Origin of the sequence: Mycobacterium sp. NPDC006124, from assembly GCF_040614235.1 — a bacterium.
GTDB lineage: Bacteria > Actinomycetota > Actinomycetes > Mycobacteriales > Mycobacteriaceae > Mycobacterium.
On sequence record NZ_JBEXUA010000006.1, the window covers coordinates 264,225 to 282,470 of the forward strand.

Consider the following 18,246-nt stretch of genomic DNA (forward strand, 5'->3'; position numbering starts at 1 on the left):
GTCAACCCCGGGTGGTCTGCGGGTCCAGACTCGGCAAGGCATCCAGCAGCTGCGGCGCCGTCAGCGGGGGGCTGAAGTGGTACCCCTGCGCCAGATCGCAGCCGTACTCCTCGAGGCGAGCGGCGACGGCCGCGTTCTCGACGCCTTCGGCGACACACGTCACCTCGAGGTCGTGCGCGAGGTCGATCACGGCCCGCACGATGGAGGCAGTGCGCCGATCTTCGAGAATGGGCATGACGAACTGCCGGTCCAGCTTCACTTCGTCGACCGGCAACTCCCTCAGGTAGTGCAGTCCGCCGAATCCGCTGCCGAAGTCGTCGACCGACACCCGAATCCCTTTCTCCCGCAGACACTCCAGCACCTCGCGGGCCTTCGGAAGATCGTCGATGACGAGGTCCTCGGTGATCTCCAACGTCAGCTCGGTCGGGGCCAGCCCGTGCTCGCCGAGCGCGGCGGTCAACCGGTCGGGCAGGTCGGAATCGTCGAAGGATGGCGCGAACAGGTTGACCGCGACGGGCACCGTTCGACCGGCCTCGTGCCACCGCGCCGAGTCCGCGAAGACCAGTTCGGTCATCGCGGCCATCAGGTCGTGACGACGGACCAGGGGAAGGAAGTCTCCCGGGGTCAGCAGCCCGTGCTCGGGATGGGGCCACCTGACCAACGCCTCCACCCCGACGACGTGGCCGCCGAGTCGCAGGTCGACCTTCGGCTGATACACCATCGCGAGGTCGCCGTGCTCGATCGCCTGGCGGAGGTCGTTGAGCAATCCCAGCCGGGGCGCGTCGTCGTCGACGGTCAAGCGACGCATCGGGCCGGAGTCCGAGGCGAACGTCACGACCCCGGAGTCCCGGGTGCGCTTGGCGGCGTACATCGCGAGGTCGGACTGCTTGAGCAGCATGTCGGCCTGCAGGTCTCGATCCCGCGCCGGCGCGACGGACAATCCGACGCTTGGGCGAATGGGCAGCAGGTGCCCGTCGACCAGGAAGGGCTCCTCGAAGGCGTCGAGCACGCGTTGCGCGACGGAGTCAGGTGTCTCGGGACCCTTCTCGATCAGGATCGCGAACTCGTCGCCGCCCAGCCTCGCGATGGTGTCGCCGCTGCGTACCGCCGACCGGATCCGCGCCGCGACGTCGACCAGCAGGGCGTCGCCGGCGGCATGGCCCAGACCGTCGTTGACGAGCTTGAAGTCGTCGAGGTCGAGCGTCAACACGGCCAGCACTCCGAACAGCTCACGCCGGTGCAGTTCGACGGCGTGGTTGAGCCGGTCGTTGAACAGGTATCGGTTGGCCAGGCCGGTCAGCGGATCCTGCAACGCCTGTTCGGCGACCACGGCGAGCAGACGCTGGTTGGTGCCCATCACCAGGAACTGACGCAACATCACGACGATCACCAGTGCCACCGACACCGACAACACCACGACCGAGGCCGGCTTGGCCAGATCGGCCACCACACAGACACCCGCGACCGACAGCGGCACGTAGGGCAGCCACAGAGTGTCGTGGACGGGGATCTGTCCGGCGCGCCGCTGACCACGACCGGCGAGCGCGCCCAGTCCGACCGCCAGCAGTGAGGTGGCCCAGCCGAGGTCCAGCAGGTCTCCCCGGCTGCGTCCGCTGTCGGCGACCACGTGGTAGAGCACGTCGTTGGAGATCGACATCAACACGATGCCAACGGTCAGCAGGGCCACCGACATCCGGGCGGCGCCCTTCGCGCGGATCGTGACGAGCACTCCGACGGTGATCGCGACGAGGTCGAGAATCGGGTAGGCCAACGTCACCGCGAATACGACCGGATCGGTGCGGCCGGCGTCGAACAAACCCCGCAGCACCACGATCCAGGCGATGAGGAACAGCGACCCCGCCACGACCAACCCGTCCATCAGCAGCCTCGTGGCCGAGGGCCCGGTGGAACCGACGGGCAACAGCAGCAGCGCGCCGCACGTCACGATCGGAAAGACGATGAATCCGAGGTCCGCCCACGCGGCGAGGGGACCGTGGACGCCACCGTGGGGTGAGCGTAGATCCGAGCCGGCGATGGCCACGATCCACGCGGCCGCACCCACGCCCACCATGGCCCAGGCCGCGCGGGCGCGACCGCCGTTGGACACCGCGGCCGCGGCGCTGCACGCCAGCGCGAAGAGCCCGAAGACGGCGAAGGCCACGTCGCCGACGATCTGCGCCGCCGGACTGGACGTCTGCCCCGTGACCCGCTCGACGATCAACCACACGACGTAGCCGACCCAGACGGCAACCCCGAGCGGCGCGGCGCGGTGAGGCTGCAGCAAAGTCACTCTCAGCACCTTCCCGACGATCCGACGCTGCATGGGCGTGATCACCGACGATCGTCGCAGAACGGTAGCCAATTTACGAACGCGACAGACGGCGGTGTCGTTCGTCGCCGACGGACGACGGCGCTGCCCTAAAGTCAAGCGGGCATTGACGGAGTGAGGAGACGAGTGGACATCAGCACGGTCACCGAGGTCGTCCGCGTCCCGTCGAACCCGCCAGGACGGACGTGGCGCCCGGGCGACGCATGGCTCGCCGGTGGCACGTGGCTCTACTCCGACCCGCAGCCCGAACTCCGACGTCTGATCGATCTCGCTCCGTTGGGTTGGGATTCGTTGCGCGCCAACGCCAACGGTCTCGAGATCGGGGCGACGTGCACCATCGCCGACCTCCACGCCTTCAGCGCACCCAGCGACTGGACCGCGGCACCGCTACTGCGCACCAGCTGCGAGGCGTTCCTCGCGTCGTTCAAGGTGTGGAACTCCGCGACCGTCGGCGGCAACGTCTGCATGGCCCTGCCCGCAGGCCCCATGATCACCATGGCGGTGGCGTTGGAGGCGACCTACGAACTGTGGTCGACGACCGGGACCGCGCGCACCGTCGATGCAGGCGACTTCGTCACCGGCAACCACACCACCATCCTTCGACCCGGAGAGTTGTTGCGCAGCATCCACATTCCGGTCGACGCGCTTCGCAGCAGGCAGGTTCACCGCCGCTTCACGCTGACCAAGATGGGTCGGTCGACGATATTCGTGGTCGGAACGCAGCGCGACGGCGCGAACGATCTGACGCTGACCATCACCGCGGCCACCACGCACCCGATCCAGCTGGCCTTCGACGCCGTACCGTCCGCCGACGCCATGGCCGCAGCCGTCGACGCCATCGACGACGACGTCTGGTTCGACGATCCCAACGGCAGCCCGGGCCACCGCAAGCACCTGGCGAGGCACTTCGCCGAGCAGATCCGCACCGAACTCGGCATGGGAGCCACCCGATGAGCTACACCGTGAACGGTCGGGTCTTCGACGCCGAGCCGCAGCCCGGCCAATGCCTCCGCACCTTCGTCCGGTCGTTGGGCGTGTACGGGGTCAAGAAGGGTTGCGACGCAGGCGATTGCGGTGCCTGCACGGTGTGGCTCGACGGCAAGCCGGTGCACAGCTGCATCACCCCGGCCTTCCGCGCCGACGGCTCCGAGGTCACGACGATCGAAGGCCTGGGGACGCCGGAGAACCTGCATCCCATGCAGGAGCAGTTCCGGCGGGCACCGGGCTTTCAGTGCGGATTCTGCACCGCCGGCATGATCATGACCGCTGCTACGTTCACCGACGAGCAGAAGGAGGATCTCCCCCGGGCGCTGAAGGGAAATCTGTGCCGCTGCACCGGTTACCGTGCGATCGAGGATGCGGTCAAGGGAGTCGGCGCCATCGAGGAGCCCGCACCGGGGCAGGCCGTCGGCACGAGCGTCGGTGCGCCGGCCGCCACGGAGGTCGTGACCGGGACGGCCGAGTTCACGATGGACACCCAGATGGAGGGCATGCTGCACCTCAAGGTGCTGCACTCCCCCCACGCGCACGCTCGGATCGTGTCCGTCGACTGCTCGGCGGCGATGGAAGTCCCCGGGGTGCAGCGGGTCTACACCTGGCAGGACGTACCCCGCAAGCGTTACAGCACGGCCATCCACACCGATCACCTCGTCGACCCCGACGACACCTACATGCTCGACGACGTCGTGCGCTTCGTCGGTCAGCGCGTCGTCGCGGTGCTCGCCGACTCCGTCCGAGCCGCCGAGGAGGGCTGCCGCCGCGTCGTCGTCCAATATCAGATCCTGCCCGCGGTATTCGACCCCGAGGAGGCGATGCGCGACGGCGCACCCCGGCTGCACGCCTCCGACGACCCGTTCGCCAGCGACGAGGGCCACAACGTGCTGCTCGAACTGCACGGCGAAATCGGCGACCTGGCAGTGGGTTTGGCCGAGGCCGACGTCGTGCACGAGGCGACCTACACGTCGCCCAGGGTCCAGCACGCCCACCTCGAGACGCACGGTTCGATCGCGTGGATGCAGGGTGGGCGGCTCAACGTCCGCACGGCCTCCCAGTCCCCCTCGATCGCCAAGCTCAAGCTGGCGCATCTGTTCGACCTGCGGCCCGACCAGCTGCGGGTGTTCTGCACCCGCGTCGGCGGCGGCTTCGGCGGCAAGCAGGAGTTGATCACCGAAGACCTTCCCGCTCTCGCCGCGATGGAGACCGGTCGGCCGGTGTCCCTGGAGTTCACCAGGGAGGAGGAGTTCGTCACGGCCTCCCCTCGACACCCCATGAAGATCACGGTCACCCTGGGTGCCAGGGCAGACGGCACGCTGACCGCCTTCGGCTACCGCAACGTCTCCAACACCGGCGCCTACGGCAACCACGGTGGCGAGACCTTGTTCGCGGGCGGCGCCGCGATTGCGCTGTACCGCTGCGCCAACAAGAAGTTTGACGCTTGGTCGGTCTACACCAACACCGTGCCCAGCGGCGCGCTGCGCGGTTACGGCATGACCCAGCCCGGCTACGCCGTCGAATGCGCGATCCACGAACTGGCGGTCAAGCTCGGGATCGACCCGATGGAACTGCGCCGACGAAACGTCGTGCGTCCCGGCGACCCGTTGCTGGCGCTGGCCGATCACGCCGACGACGTGGAGTTCACCGAGGACGGCATCACCGAGTGCCTAGACCTGGTCGACGCCGCCCTACGGCGTGACCAGTCCGGAGGCGACCTCGGGCCCGACTGGCTCGTCGGATCCGGGGCGGCTAGTTCGTTGCACGAGACCGCACCACCCACCGACCACATCAGCGACGCCTGGGCGACACTGCGCGCCGACGGTGTCTACGAGATCGCCGTCGGCACCGTCGAATTCGGTGAGGGCACTTCCACGGTGCACGTTCAGATCGCCGCGACCAACCTTGCGACGACCCCCGACCGCATCCACCTCGTGCAGTCCGACACCGACCGGACCGGCTTCGACACGGGTGCGTTCGCCAGTGCGGGAATGTTCGTCGCCGGCAACGCCGTGAACTACGCGTCGACGGCGCTCCGCAACCGCATCCTGCGCTTCGTCGCTCAGCACACCGGCGTGGCCCTCGAGGAGTGCACCCTGGATCACGACGGCGTGGTCTACGGAACCGGCAGGATCTCCCTGTCCGAGATCGTCGCGGCTGCGGCGGTCCGGGGAATCCGGCTCACGGAGTCGCGCAAGGCCTTTGGCTCGCCGCGAAGCGTCACCTCCAACAGCCACGGCTTCCGCATCGGGGTACACCGCGTCACCGGTGAGATCCGCATCCTCTACAGCGTGCACGCCACCGACGCCGGGGTGCTCATCAACCCGGCTCAGGTACGCGGGCAGGTCGACGGCGGGGTGGCGATGGGCATCGGCTTCGCGTTGACCGAGAACTTCCACGTCGACGACGCGGGCGTCATGACCAATCCGAGTCTTCGCAACTACCGCATCCCGACCTATGCCGACGTGCCCAGGACCGAGATCCTGTTCGTGACGTCGGGCGACTCCGTCGGCCCCATGAAGGCCAAGGGCATGGCGGAGTGCTGCATCAATCCCGTTGCCCCCGCCTTGGCCAACGCACTCCAGGACGCGACCGGGGTACGGTTCCGCGACCTGCCACTGACCCCCGAACGCATCTACGACCGGCTGCCCGCAGGTCGCCCGACTCCCGTGGCGTGAGCGGCGCCGTGGACAGCCAGAGGTCTACCGACACGGCGGCCACCGTCATCATCGGCCAGAAGGTGCGACCCGGCTCCGAGCGCGACTTCGAGGCGTGGCAGCTGAACATGAACGCCCGTGCGGCGGTGTACCCGGGGTTCCTCGGTGCCGAGGTCAACCCTCCGACGGCGGTGCAGTCCGACTGGGTGGTGGTGTACCGATTCGACTCGATCGCCCACGTGCAGGCATGGCTCAACAGCGCCACCCGTCAGGCGATGCTGATCGAGGGAGCGAAATTCTTCGACGGACCTGGCACGCAGCAGGTGATCAGCGGCGGGGCACGGCCGATCGACCCTCTGGTGACCGTCGTCGTGACCCATCGCGTGACTCCCGACTGCGTGGCGGACTTCCTTGCCTGGCAGGAGCGGCTGCGCCTGGCGGAGGCACGATTCGAGGGCTTCCGGGGGAGCGAGGTCTTCCGGCCCGTCGAGGGCATCCAGAACGAATGGACCACGCTCTACCGGTTCGAGAACGAGTCGGATCTGGAGAAGTGGCTGATCTCCGACGAGCGCCGTGAACTATTGGCCGAGGGCGAGAAGTTCGCCGACTTCCAGTCCCGTACGGTCGACGATTCGTTCGGCAGCTGGTTCGCCTTCGACGAGAACGGCCGCGAGGCGCCGCCGCCGTCGGAGGTGAAGACCTCGCTCGCGGTCTGGATGGGTCTCTACCCCACGGTGGTGTTCCTGACCCTCGCGCTCTCGCCGCTACACCTGCCGCTGTGGCTCGGCATGCTGGTGGGAAATCTGTTGTCCAGCTTCGCGATGAGCTTTCTGGCGATGCCGTACTACGTCAACCCCGTCCTCAAGCGCTGGCTGCGTCCGGCGCCGGGGACGTCCTCCCGACGCAACGACCTGCGCGGTCTGGCGCTGCTGGTCGGACTCAACGCGTTCTGGGTGGTCGTCTTCTACGTGGTGACGCAGGTCATGTGGCATCTGCCGTGACCGGTTCCTCGTCGTCCTCGTCGTCCTCGACGCCTTCGTCGTCCGGTGGCGTCTCCCCGGCCCGCATGCCGACCTGTTCGCCGTAGTACCGGACGATCACGGCCAGCGTGGCGGCGACGGGCACGGCGAGGAACGCTCCGATGATGCCGAAGACCGTGCCGCCCAACGTCACCGCGAGCAGCACGATCACGGCGTGCAACTTCATCGACTTCGCCTGCAACCACGGTTGCAGGACGTTGCCCTCCAGTTGCTGGACGGCCAGGATCAGTCCCAGCACGATGAGCGCGTTGACCGGACCGTTGGACACCAAGGCGATCAGGACGGCCAGACCCCCGGCGACGAATGCACCGACGATGGGGACGAACCCGCCGATGAAGGTGACGATCGCGAGCGCATAGGCCAGCGGCACTCCGAGGACCACCAGGCCGATGCCGATGAGCACCGCGTCGACGAGGCTCACCAGGGCCTGGGTGCGAATGAAGCCACCGAGGGTCGACCAGCAGCGGCTCAACACCTCGGCGAGGTGCGGCGCCGCGGGCATCCCGGCGCTGCGACGCAACCAGGGCATGAACCGCGGGCCGTCCTTGAGCAGGAAGAACGTCACGACGATGGCGGTGAACAGCGTGACGAGTGCCGACGCAGCCGCACCGACGCCCGTGAACAGTCCCGACGCGATCTGCGTGCTGCTGGAGTTCAACGCGTCGTTGATGGCCGACACCCCTGAATTCAGCTGGGCCTCGCTGATGTTCAGGGGCGGTCCGGCGAGCCAGTTGCGTACCTGGACGACGCCGGCCTGGGCCTGGTCGGCCAATTCGACCGACTGCTCGAAGATGGCCGGCGCGACCGCCGCGACCAGACCGGCGACCACACCCACGGCCAGCAGGAGCACGAGCAGCACCGCGGCGGCGGGAGGCACCCCCTTGGCGCGCAACCACCGCACCGGCGGCCAAAGCACGGTGCAGACGATCAACGCCAGTACCACCGGCAGGATGACCACCCAGGTCTTGCCGACCACCCAACCCAGCACCCACAGCGCGGCCACCACCGCGACGAACTGGATCGCCACCGTGCCGCTCGATCGCAGATGGGCGCCGTAGATCGAACCGCGGGTGGGGACCGTCATGGCACGCCTGTACCCGCCGCCGGCCGCTTCCTACCGGCCGGCCAGCGGCGCAGGGGTTCCGGTCCCGGTGACCACCGGCAGGGTCGCCACCAATGTCGGGTCGAGGGTCGTGGCCACGGGCGTCGCCCGCCCGAGCGTGTACTTGCGCACCTCCGAGCCGGCGGGCGTGAGACCGGCCACCAGGACGTCGGCCCCGACCGTGGTGCTCGTGGTCGCCAGGGTCACCCCGCCGGGCATGGGTGCGAACGACGCGATCTGGGCGTAGGTGGCGTTGTCCTCGTGGTGGTTGGGGTCGTCCAGGTAGATCTCCGGTTGCCCGTCGAGCAGCGATCCCGTCGACCACACCCGCACGCTGCCGGCACCACCCGACTGGCCGGTCAGAATGCTCTTCGAGCCGCCCTCAGCTCCTGCCACCCAGCCCGTCGCCAGTGACAGGCCGCCGGTGTAGCTCTCGTCGTAGGCCATGAACTGCGACGTCATCCGGGGGTCGTTGCGGCCACCGGCCGAATGTGATTGCGGCGCAGTGCCGTTGGCGCGGGCGCGAGCAGTCGGCTCGTACAGGTCGTATCGGAACGTCTTGACCAGGGGCGCGTCACCGGGGCCTGGCGCGGTGACGATGCTCTCGCGGCCAGAACCGGACTCGACCATGCCCGTCGCCAGCGCCACCCCGGATTCGGAGCCGGGATAGGGGGTGAAGGCCGAGAAGACGTCGGGCGCGGTGCCGGTCCGATCGGGCAGGGTCGAGGAGAACACCTTGACCTGTGACTCCATCCCGGGGCCCGAACCGACGACGACGTTGTCTCGCACCGAGTTGCCGTCGATGTCGGCACCGGCCACCGTCACCCCGCCGCTGAAGCCGGCGTCGAAGGGCGCGAACCGGGCCAACTCGGACTTGAACACCCCCTGGGTCGTGTCGTTGCCGTCGTAGACGACGACCTCGGCCGCCACGCCCTTGCCGGTACCCACGACCAGGTCGAGGATGCCGTCGCCGTTGACGTCGGCCATCGCCACGCTCGGCGTGCCCTCGAAGTCCGGGAACGGGACGACGGTTTGCAACACCCTGTCGCCGTTGCCATCTCGCACCGCGACCGTGGCGGGCTTGCCGTTTCCGCCCGGAACGGCCACGGCGTAGCTGGAGACCGCCGGGATCACGTTGATCGTCGCCATCAACCCGTTGTCCTCGTGGTTGAGCCGGTGACAGTGGATCACGTAGGTGCCGACGAACTCGAGGAATTCCTGTCGCAACGTCAACGTGGCGGGGGTCGTCACCACGTGCTTGTCGTCGAAGATGGGCGCGGGAACGTTGGCGTTGTCCAGACCCCACGGTTGCACGCCCGACTTGCCCCGGTTCGGGTCGTCGATGGCCGTCACCTGAAAGTCGTTGACGTGGATGTGCATTGGATGGGCGTCGTTGTTTTGGTTGCTGATCTTCCACTCCTCGACGGAGTTCAGCCGCGGCTGGATCAGCGGCACGTTGGGGAACGCGCTGCCGCCGAACTGGTAGATGACCGCCTTCGGGTCGTTGTTGCTGGCCTTGTCCCCGCCGATCGTGTCGGTGATAGTCATCTGCCGCGTGACGGCCGGAGTCATCACCGACGTGTCGACGAACGAGGTGTAGGCGTCCAGATCTTGGCCCGGATCGAAGGCCGTCGTCTCGCCTGCACCGCTGGTGTCCGGCGTGGCGTGGATCAGCGTCTGGGTCGGGAACACGAAGAAACCGTCGGCATAGCTGATGTACTTCGGATCCACCGACAGGGTGCCGAGTACCGCCGGCGGCGACTTGGTGCCGTTCGCCGTATACAGCACACCGGGATTGACGATCTCCCTGGCCTTGGGATCGGGTGGGAACTCGAGAACCAGGTCACCCTTGGCGGGCATGGTCACGGCAATCGCGTAGCGCGACGCGGGTGGCACGTCGAGCGTCGTACCGTCACCGTAGACGGGCCGGCCGACCTGGGTGTAGGGGTTGCCGTCCTGCCCGACGATGGCGAACTTGGGGTGGTTTGCCGTCGCGGTCTCGGTGAGTCTGACCGTCATGTAGGCGATGTCGCTGATGTTGGCCACCACCCAGATCTCCGTCTGGCCTGGCTTGATCTTCAACTCCGGCTGGAACTGTCCGTTGACGGTGAACTGGACGTCACGCTGGTTCTCCGGCAGGGCCGGATTCTCCGCGACCCTCTTACCTGGTCCGTCGAACGCGATCAGGTTCGACGGCATGAACTGGGTCTGGCCGCGGTTGTTGTGCGGTGAGAGTGGACCCGACCACCAGGGGGTGACGTACTGCGTGCCCGCGGTGACCTCGGCGGAGTTCACCGGCGCCAGACTCGGTTGATACGTGCCGTCGGCCAACTGGTTGCCGACCGGCGGGGTGAGCGTGCTGACGAACTGCGGCCAGCTGTAATTGTTGAGCTGATGCCCCTTGCCGGCGCGGTCGAAGACGTAGTTGTACTGAATCGCCATGTCGCGCACGGGAATGTGACGCTCCGTCACCAGGGGCAGGTTCCCGTCGGGCCTGCCGATCTCGAGCAGGCCGGCCAGGCCGTAATAGGTCTGCTGCGAGGTCATGGTGTGGCGGTGGCTGTGGTACCAGTACAGCCCGTTGGGCATGTTCGAGGGCACGTCGTAGGTGTAGGCGTTGCCCATACCCGCCGGGATCGACAGGAGCACGTTGTCGGCGTTGCCCGAGGGGCTGACGTGCAGGCCGTGGGTGTGCAGGTTCAGCGGCGCCTCGGTGAGCGTCGGCGGGTAGACCGGCACGTCGCCGCCCTTCGGGGTGAAGGCCGGGTCGTAGAAGTCCTGGATCGTCAGGTTCTGAAGGTCGTTGTCGAACTGGACGATCAGCCGTTGACCCGGATCGACGTGCAGCGTCGGCGCGGGGTAGAGGTCGTCCCCCGTGGTCGACCCGTCGGAGCTGGTGCCCTTGATCAGATCGAAGCCGAAGACCAGGAAGTTGGTCACGGGCTGCGCGACGGTGTCCAGGTTGACGGCGCCCTGGTGCGCCGAGAGTCGCACCTCGAGGACGCCGTCCCGGCTCGACAACCGCACCGGCTCGCGAAAGGGTGCGGGCTTGCCCTCGGGCCCTGCGTTGACCCCGGGTGGCGGATTCTGCGACACCCGCGGCTCGTTCGCCGAACAACTGGTGAGCATGGCGATCACCGAAAGTACGACGACGAGTGCTACGGCCGATCTCCGGTGACGTGGCTGCATGGTGTCCCCCGCTCAGCCCGACACGGCAGTCGGGCTGAGCGGAGGGTACAACCGGGGACCCGTCACGGGCGTCGAATGGCCTCGGCCCAGGAGCCGAGGAAGAATCTCTCGCCGGGTGAGTGACGGTCAGCCCGCCGACGACGAACCGTTGGAGTTTGAGTGGTCAGCCGACGAGGCGCTGCCCGACGCAGCAGACTTGGTCGCTCCGTCGGACTTCGTGGCACCCTCGGACTTCGTGGCACCCTCGGACTTCCTGGCACCCTCGGACTTCGTGGCACCCTCGGACTTCGTCGGACCGGAGGTCTCCGTCGAAGCGGAGGTCTCCGTCGAACCGGACTTCGTCGAACCGGACTTCGTCGAACCGGAGGTCTCCGTCGACCCGGACTTCGTCGAACCGGACGTCTCCGCCGACCCGGACGTCTCGGTCGAGCCAGATTTCTCCGTCGTGGTGTCGGGGTTGGCTCCCTTGTCGGTCCCCGGCGGCGTCGAGGCCGGCGGTGCGTCCTTCGTCGCCACGGAACTGACCTCAGCATCGCTGGACACCGCGACCGACTTGGCCGTCGCAGCCTTCGCCACGCTCGAGGCGGTGACGTCCGCTGCGGCGGCGGTGGTTGCCGGAGCTCCGATCTGGCCGATCGCCTGGAGAAGCTGACTGCCGCTGGCCAACAAGGCGGAGACCAAGCCGTTTTCTCCGAATGTGTCGGCGATGCCCTTCTGCGCGATGGTCACCAACCCCGAGACGAAGCTGGCAACCGCTCCGCCGACGTCGCCCGCCTTGAGTCCGTCCCGCACGCCTTCGAACGTGTCCGCTACGCCCTCGCGGGCGTCGATGAAGAGCTGAAGCCCCGTGACGCTGACGTTGAGGATCACGTCGGGCAGCGCATTGATCACGGGCGCGAAGAAGGGCGCTAGCTGCGCCAGCGGCGCGGTGATGTTCGGTAGGTCGAGCAGGCCGATGAGCACCAACGGCTGGATGACGATATTCGAGAACGTCGACATCGCGGACCGCAGATCGCCGTCGAGTAGCTGTCCCACGGACATGACGACGTTGCCGGGGGCTGCGAGAATCGCGTCCTGGATCTTCCCGAACGCCGATTGCAAGGCGGCGAGAAGGTCGGCCGTCGGATCGGAGGCGGCGAGCTGCGCCACCCCGGACTGGCCGGAGTCCGCCAGGACCTTCGCCAGCGGCACCGTGGATTGGGGCTGGGCGACGAAGTTCGCCAGCTGGTGGGTGCTGAGCGTGTGCAACACCGTCGGGGTCCCGGCCAAGAGTCCCGCAGCCGAGAGCTGATTGGCGCCGACGATCGAACCGGCATCGGACGAGACGTGCCCGAGGGTGGCCTCGACCGAGGCGACTGCGCCTTGAGAGTACGAGACCAGTTCCGCGGCAAGAGCATTCGGTGTTGGCTGCGGTACGACGACAGGGGCTACGGCAAGGCTTGCCGCCGCCACCACCGCGACGGGGAACGCAACGGAAAGGTGGCGGGAACGGATGGCGAAGGTAACGGACACGATCGGGGGGGCCTTTCGATTCGGTCTGGGGACGCGGCGGAACTTACCAACAAGTAAGCACAGTTGTTCACTGTTTTTGAAAGCATTCATTTCTTGATTCGATCGGCGCGGCGGCGACTCGGCAGCGGCTGGCATCGTCGCTTGCTACGTTTACCGCGATGCTGGCCGAACTGATCCCGCTGGCGCTGGTGGTCGCGCTGTCACCCCTGTCGATCATTCCGGGGGTGCTGGTCCTGCATTCGCCGCGCCCACGGCCGACGGGGCTGGCCTTTCTGACCGGCTGGATTCTGGGACTCGCGGTGGTGACCCAGGTCTTCGTCGAGGTGTCCAACGTCGCCGGGGGCGGCCTCGACAAGCCACCGGGTTGGGCGTCGTGGGTGCGCGTCGTCGTCGGCGGCGCACTGGTGGTCTTCGGGGTCTACAAGTGGCTGACCCGTGGCCGCTCGGACCATTCGCCGAAGTGGATGAACAGCTTCGCGAAGATCACCCCGCGCAAGGCTCTGGTCACCGCACTGGTGCTGGTGGTGGCCAACCCCAAGGTGTTGTTCATGTGCGCCGCAGCAGGTCTGGCGGTCGGCACCGAGGGGCTGGGACGCACGGGGGCCGCACTCGGGGTGCTGTTCTTCGTCGCGATGGCCGCCTCCACGGTGGCGCTCCCGGTGCTGGCCTACGCGGTGTCCGGTGATCGGTTGCACCAGCCGCTGACCCGGCTGAAGGACTGGATGGAGGAACAACACGCCGCGCTGGTGGCCGGGATTCTGATCGTCCTCGGCCTGCTGGTGCTCTACAAGGGCCTGCACGGACTTCACGTCCTCTGACCCGCTCTGCGCAGCCCCTACACTCGAACGGCGTGGGACTCGACGATCGTGACGCGCTGGCGACGCTGCGCGACGCCTTCGATCCCGAGGCAGGCTCCGGCGAGCTGATTCACCGCTTCTACACCCGCTGGTTCGCCGTCGACGGCACGGTCCGCGACCTGTTCCCGCCCGACATGGACCGGCAGCGCACCGTGTTCGCGACGGCGATGACGTGGTTGTTCGGCGAACTGGTCGCCCAGCGGGCCGACGAACCCGTCGCCTTCCTGGCGCAGCTGGGTCGCGATCACCGCAAATATGGTGTCACGCAACGACATTACGATTCCATGCGCGACGCCCTGTTGACGACGTTGCGTAGTCACCTCATCGAGCAGTGGGATGAGCGGCTGGCCGACACCGCGCAGCAGGCCGTGACGCTCATCGTGGGGATCATGCGCGGGGCGGCCGAGGCGGAGAAGGGTCCACCCTTCGTCGACGGCACCGTCGTCGAGCACGTCCGCGTCACCCGCGACGTCTCGGTGGTCCGGCTGCAACTGGACGCGCCGCTGCACTTCCACGCCGGTCAGTACGTGACCGTGCAGGTGCCGCAGTGGCCCCGCCGCTGGAGGTACCTGAGCCCCTCGATTCCCGCCGACCGCGGCGGCGCGGTCGAGTTCCACGTGCGCTCGGTCCCCGGCGGGATGGTCAGCACCGCGATCGTCGGCGAGACCGCCCCCGGCGACAGGTGGCGGCTGTCCAACCCACACGGCGCGATGCACGTGGACCGCGCCGGCGGCGACGTGCTGATGGTGGCGGGAGGTACGGGTCTCGCGCCGCTGAGGTCGATCATCATGAACCTCGCACGCTGGGGCCAGAATCCGCGCGTGCACCTGTTCTTCGGCGCCAAGTACCCGTGCGATCTCTACGACCTCCGGACGCTGTGGCAGGTCGCCTCGACCAACCCCTGGCTGTCGGTGACGCCCGTCTCGGAGTACTCCACCAATCCACCGTGGGCAGCCGACTACCCCAGCGTGGACCCGCCGCGCGGACTGCACGTCCGCCAGACCGGCCGGCTGCCGGAGGTGGTGACGCGATACGGCAGCTGGAGTGACCGGCAGATTCTGGTGTGCGGCGGGCCCGCGATGGTCGAGGCGACGAGGGCTGCCCTGATCGCCAGGGGTGCCGATCCAGGCCGCATCCAACACGATCCCCTGACCGGGTAGGCGTGACAGAATCGCCGGATGTCTGAGTTCGAAGCCGTCACGCTGACCGACCCGTCGTCGTCGCTGACGGCGACCGTGGTCCCCATGGCCGGCATGATCGTGACGTCGCTGCGCGACGGGGACAACGAATTCCTCGGCCAGCGGCGCGGCCTGGACGCCTACATCACCGCCGGCAAGACCATGGGGGTGCCGATTCTCTATCCGTGGGCAAATCGGTTGAGCGCCAGCAAGTATGGGATCAACGGCGCCGTCGTCACCCTCACCCCCGGTACCGGCGGGGTGCGCACCGACGAGCACGGCGTGCCCATTCACGGGGTGCTCACGGCCTACCCCGGGTGGCTCGTCTCGGACCGCTCGGAGAATTCGTTGACCGCGGTCCTGGACTACGGCGGGCGCCCGCGGCTCCTGGCGTCGTTTCCGTTCCCCCACGTACTGACCCAGACGATGACGCTCGAGGATCGCACCCTGACGGTGGAGACCACCGTGATGCCGACGACCGCCGCGTCGGTGCCGCTGTGCTTCGGCTACCACCCCTACCTTCGGCTGCCAGGCGTCCCGCGGGCCGACTGGGTTCTGACGACCCCGGCCATGCGGCACCGCACCGTGGACAACTGGGGCCTGCCGACCGGCGAGCACGCCGATTGGCCGGGTGGTTCGGAGACCTTGGGCACGACCACCTACGACGACGGCTTCGACCAGGTGCCCGACGGTGCGGTCTTCGCCGTCGCCGGCGGTGACCGCCGCGTCGAGGTGGCGTTCCTCAGGGGGTATCCCGCCACGCAATTGTTCGCGCCACCCAACGACGACGTCATCGCGATCGAACCGATGGCCGCGCCGACGGATGCGTTGCGGCAGGGCACCTATCGCTTCGCGGTCGCGGGAACGCCGGAGAGGACGAGGTTCTCGATCAAGGTGTGGTGATCGTGTCCTCAGCGCTTACCCGTCGCCCGGTCACCACGATCCACCCCAACGTCCCGATCGCCGCGGCGGCGTAGATCACGGCAGCCCACGCGAGGTACCACGGCCGACTGATCTGCCAGACGCTCGGTTCGGCCTGGGCGAGAAGAGTCGGGATGCCCACCAGGGTCACGGCCAACCAGATCCATCCGAGCACCCGGGCACCAGCGTGATCGCCGAGCGAGCCGCGGAACAACCAGATGATGAGCGAAATGAGCCACGGCCAGTGGTGCACCCAGGAAATCGGTGACACCAACAAGCCGAAGACCTGCACGACGAGCAGCGAACCCACGTGATCGCGAGGCTGCCCTCCCCGCCCCCCGAGCGCACGCCACGCAAGCAGCGCCACCACTGCCGTCACGATGATCAACACGATCACCACGATGCCGCGACCGACGTCGTGACCCGCGATCCGCGATATGGCACCCCTCCAGGACTGGTTGCTCGCCGTACCGACCGGCACCGCGAAGCGGCTAATCAGACCCGTGAAGTAGAAGCGCGTTTCGGTCGGAACGACGAGTACCGACACCGCGATCGTGGCGAAGAAGACCACCGCCGACGCCACGGCCGCCGCCCAACGGCGTACGCCGACGAGGTAGACGCCGGTGATCGCCGGAGTCAGCTTGACCCCGGCCGCCAACCCAACCATCAGACCCGACACCCACCACCGTCTGCTGTAGACCGCGTACAACCCGGCCAAGGTCAAGAACACGCCCAACTGACCAAAGTTCAGGCAGACCCGGATCGGTTCGAGCCAAATCACACCGGCGGTCCACAGCATGGCTTCTCGGTGCGTCCCATTTCCCATGAGCAGTTGGGTGATCCGCACGATGCCGTAGACGGCCGCGAGAATTGCGAGCTGCCACAACAGCCCTGCCACCACGAAGGGGAGAACCGACAGCGGGTAGAACATCATCGCCGCGAAGGGGGGATAGATGAACGGCAGCGGCTCGGATGGCACCTGTCCCACCATCGGCGACTGACCGGAGTAGACGAACGTGTACAGCGTGTGCGGATGCTCGAGCGCCGCGCCACCCAGCACGTAGACGTGCAGGTCGACGAGATTGTTCGGGGTGAGGACGGTGACGGCGAGCAGGACCGTGGCACTGACGACGAGCACGAGTGGCGCCGTCAGGGGCCGCCGATAGATCCGCAGGGCGGTGTCAGTCACGACGACCCGTCGCCACGATCCAGCCCAGCGTCGACAGCGTCGCGATGATGTAGACGAGCCCGGCCCACGCGAGGTGCCAGGGCCTGCTGAAGTCCATGATGTTCGGCTGGGCCAGGGATAGCAGGCTTGGCACGCTGATCACCATGAGCACCAGCCAGCCCCACCCCAGGATCTTGGCGCCGGGCTTGTCGCGCCACCGACCGTGAATGAGCCAGATCATCAGGGGCACCACCCACACCCAGTGATGGATCCACGACACCGGTGCCGCCGTCAAACCGAACAGCTGGACTACCAGGAGGGAACCCAGGCGGTCGCGTCCGCCCGTACCGGAACCCAGTGCCCGCCAAGCCAGTACGCTCAGCACCGCGGTGGCCGAGATCGCCACTATGACCAGCGAGCGGGGCCCTGCATCGTGTCCCACGATGCGCGAGATGCCACCCAACCACGATTGATTCCACGAGGAGCCGACCGGCAGAGTCTGGCCCGCCTTGATCATCTGATGGGGGAAGTAACGGCCCGTGTCGACGGGCAGCGAGAGGTAGGCCACCGCAACCGTGCCGAAGTACGCCACCGCCGAGAACGCCGCGGCGGCCCAGCGCCGCATGCCGAGGAAGTAGAGACCGGTGATCGCCGGCGTCAGCTTGATGCCGGCACCGACGCCGATGAGGAGGCCCGACACCCACCAGCGTGTGCTGTAGGCGGCGTAGAGCACGCCCAGCATGAGGAACACACCAACCTGACCGGTCTGAAAGTTGCTCGCCACGGGTTCCAGCCACAGAGCTGCCGCCGTCCACAACATGGCGACGCGCCGACTGTCGTCGTCGCCCATCAGGCGCTGACACAGACGTACCGAGCCGTACACCGCGGCCACCTGAGCCACCTGCCACAGGAGCGCCAGAAGGCCGAACGGCAGCAGATGCAGCGGGTAGAAGACCATTGCCGCGAACGTGGGATAGGTGAACGCCAGGTGCTCGCCCTTGACCGGGTCGACGTAGAAGACGTCATAGAGCGTGCCCGGGTGGTTCAGTGCCGCCCCGCCGATCACGTAGACGTGAAGGTCGAAGAAGAAGTCGCCTGCGACGAAGTAGGAGATCATCGTCGATGCCAGCCGGATGACCACGCTGACGGCGAGCAGGACTGGCGCAAAGTACATCATTCGGGCGAGCCGGGGACGCGTGTCCGAGACCAGCTCCGCATTCACTGGAGTGACTATAGCGTCGAGGGAATGGCCTTGCATCGCCGCGATCGAGCAATCGCACCCGATCATCGCCGGCCCGATTAT

Annotated in this window: 12 protein-coding genes; 6 read left to right on the top strand and 6 right to left on the bottom strand. The window is 67.5% G+C overall.

The genetic code is table 11. The features are described 5' to 3' along the window. Nucleotide 1 precedes the first annotated feature (1 nt). Nucleotides 2-2,290, bottom strand: coding sequence for a bifunctional diguanylate cyclase/phosphodiesterase (locus ABZ195_RS15230; protein ID WP_355219023.1), 2,289 nt, complete (start codon nt 2,288-2,290; stop codon nt 2-4). 165 nt (nt 2,291-2,455) lie between these two features. Between ABZ195_RS15230 and ABZ195_RS15235 the strand changes: the two genes are divergently transcribed. The 3 genes from ABZ195_RS15235 to ABZ195_RS15245 are packed head-to-tail and all read left to right on the top strand — an operon-like array spanning nt 2,456 to nt 6,977. Then, the gene (locus ABZ195_RS15235; protein WP_355219025.1) at nt 2,456-3,283 is read left to right on the top strand and encodes an FAD binding domain-containing protein; all 828 of its coding nucleotides are present in this window, start codon (nt 2,456-2,458) and stop codon (nt 3,281-3,283) included. Continuing rightward, nucleotides 3,280-5,997 carry a molybdopterin cofactor-binding domain-containing protein gene (locus ABZ195_RS15240; protein WP_355219027.1) on the top strand — a complete coding sequence of 906 codons (2,718 nt, stop codon included), beginning with the start codon at nt 3,280-3,282 and terminating at the stop codon, nt 5,995-5,997. The genes ABZ195_RS15235 and ABZ195_RS15240 overlap by 4 nt, the downstream gene beginning before the upstream one ends. An 8-nt stretch (nt 5,998-6,005) precedes the next feature. Then, on the top strand, nt 6,006-6,977 hold the full coding sequence (locus ABZ195_RS15245) for an antibiotic biosynthesis monooxygenase (RefSeq protein ID WP_355219248.1): 972 nt from the start codon (nt 6,006-6,008) through the stop codon (nt 6,975-6,977). On the opposite strand, the gene ABZ195_RS15250 is transcribed toward ABZ195_RS15245, so the two are convergent. From ABZ195_RS15250 to ABZ195_RS15260, 3 genes are all read right to left on the bottom strand, one after another. After that, on the bottom strand, nt 6,958-8,100 hold the full coding sequence (locus tag ABZ195_RS15250) for an AI-2E family transporter (protein WP_355219029.1): 1,143 nt from the start codon (nt 8,098-8,100) through the stop codon (nt 6,958-6,960). The two genes, ABZ195_RS15245 and ABZ195_RS15250, sit on opposite strands and share 20 nt — an antisense overlap. A 30-nt stretch (nt 8,101-8,130) precedes the next feature. After that, nucleotides 8,131-11,307 (bottom strand): multicopper oxidase domain-containing protein, encoded by a 3,177-nt coding sequence (locus tag ABZ195_RS15255; RefSeq protein ID WP_355219031.1) that lies wholly within the window; start codon nt 11,305-11,307, stop codon nt 8,131-8,133. A 126-nt stretch (nt 11,308-11,433) separates the two neighbouring features. After that, entirely contained in the window at nt 11,434-12,819 is a 1,386-nt protein-coding gene (locus tag ABZ195_RS15260; RefSeq protein ID WP_355219032.1) for a hypothetical protein, read from the bottom strand. 158 nt (nt 12,820-12,977) lie between these two features. Here ABZ195_RS15260 and ABZ195_RS15265 point away from each other — a divergent pair, with 158 nt between their 5' ends. The 3 genes from ABZ195_RS15265 to ABZ195_RS15275 are packed head-to-tail and all read left to right on the top strand — an operon-like array spanning nt 12,978 to nt 15,757. Next, on the top strand, nt 12,978-13,637 hold the full coding sequence (locus ABZ195_RS15265) for a GAP family protein (RefSeq protein WP_355219033.1): 660 nt from the start codon (nt 12,978-12,980) through the stop codon (nt 13,635-13,637). Between the two features lie 32 nt (nt 13,638-13,669). Next, nucleotides 13,670-14,836, top strand: coding sequence for an FAD-binding oxidoreductase (locus ABZ195_RS15270; RefSeq protein WP_355219035.1), 1,167 nt, complete (start codon nt 13,670-13,672; stop codon nt 14,834-14,836). A gap of 18 nt (nt 14,837-14,854) precedes the next feature. Beyond that, nucleotides 14,855-15,757 (top strand): aldose 1-epimerase, encoded by a 903-nt coding sequence (locus tag ABZ195_RS15275; protein ID WP_355219037.1) that lies wholly within the window; start codon nt 14,855-14,857, stop codon nt 15,755-15,757. On the opposite strand, the gene ABZ195_RS15280 is transcribed toward ABZ195_RS15275, so the two are convergent. Together ABZ195_RS15280 and ABZ195_RS15285 are read right to left on the bottom strand one after the other, a co-directional pair. Then, entirely contained in the window at nt 15,744-16,964 is a 1,221-nt protein-coding gene (locus ABZ195_RS15280) for a mannosyltransferase (protein WP_355219039.1), read from the bottom strand. The two genes, ABZ195_RS15275 and ABZ195_RS15280, sit on opposite strands and share 14 nt — an antisense overlap. Further along, nucleotides 16,957-18,165, bottom strand: coding sequence for a mannosyltransferase (locus ABZ195_RS15285; protein ID WP_355219041.1), 1,209 nt, complete (start codon nt 18,163-18,165; stop codon nt 16,957-16,959). Before ABZ195_RS15285 ends, ABZ195_RS15280 begins: the two co-directional genes overlap by 8 nt. Nucleotides 18,166-18,246 lie beyond the last annotated feature (81 nt).

Coding starts and splice junctions, on each gene's coding strand:
- ABZ195_RS15240 (WP_355219027.1), top strand. CDS start 3,280: ATGAGCTACACCGTGAACGGTCGGGTCTTCGACGCCGAGCCGCAGCCC.
- ABZ195_RS15250 (WP_355219029.1), bottom strand. CDS start 8,100: ATGACGGTCCCCACCCGCGGTTCGATCTACGGCGCCCATCTGCGATCG.
- ABZ195_RS15255 (WP_355219031.1), bottom strand. CDS start 11,307: ATGCAGCCACGTCACCGGAGATCGGCCGTAGCACTCGTCGTCGTACTT.
- ABZ195_RS15265 (WP_355219033.1), top strand. CDS start 12,978: ATGCTGGCCGAACTGATCCCGCTGGCGCTGGTGGTCGCGCTGTCACCC.
- ABZ195_RS15275 (WP_355219037.1), top strand. CDS start 14,855: ATGTCTGAGTTCGAAGCCGTCACGCTGACCGACCCGTCGTCGTCGCTG.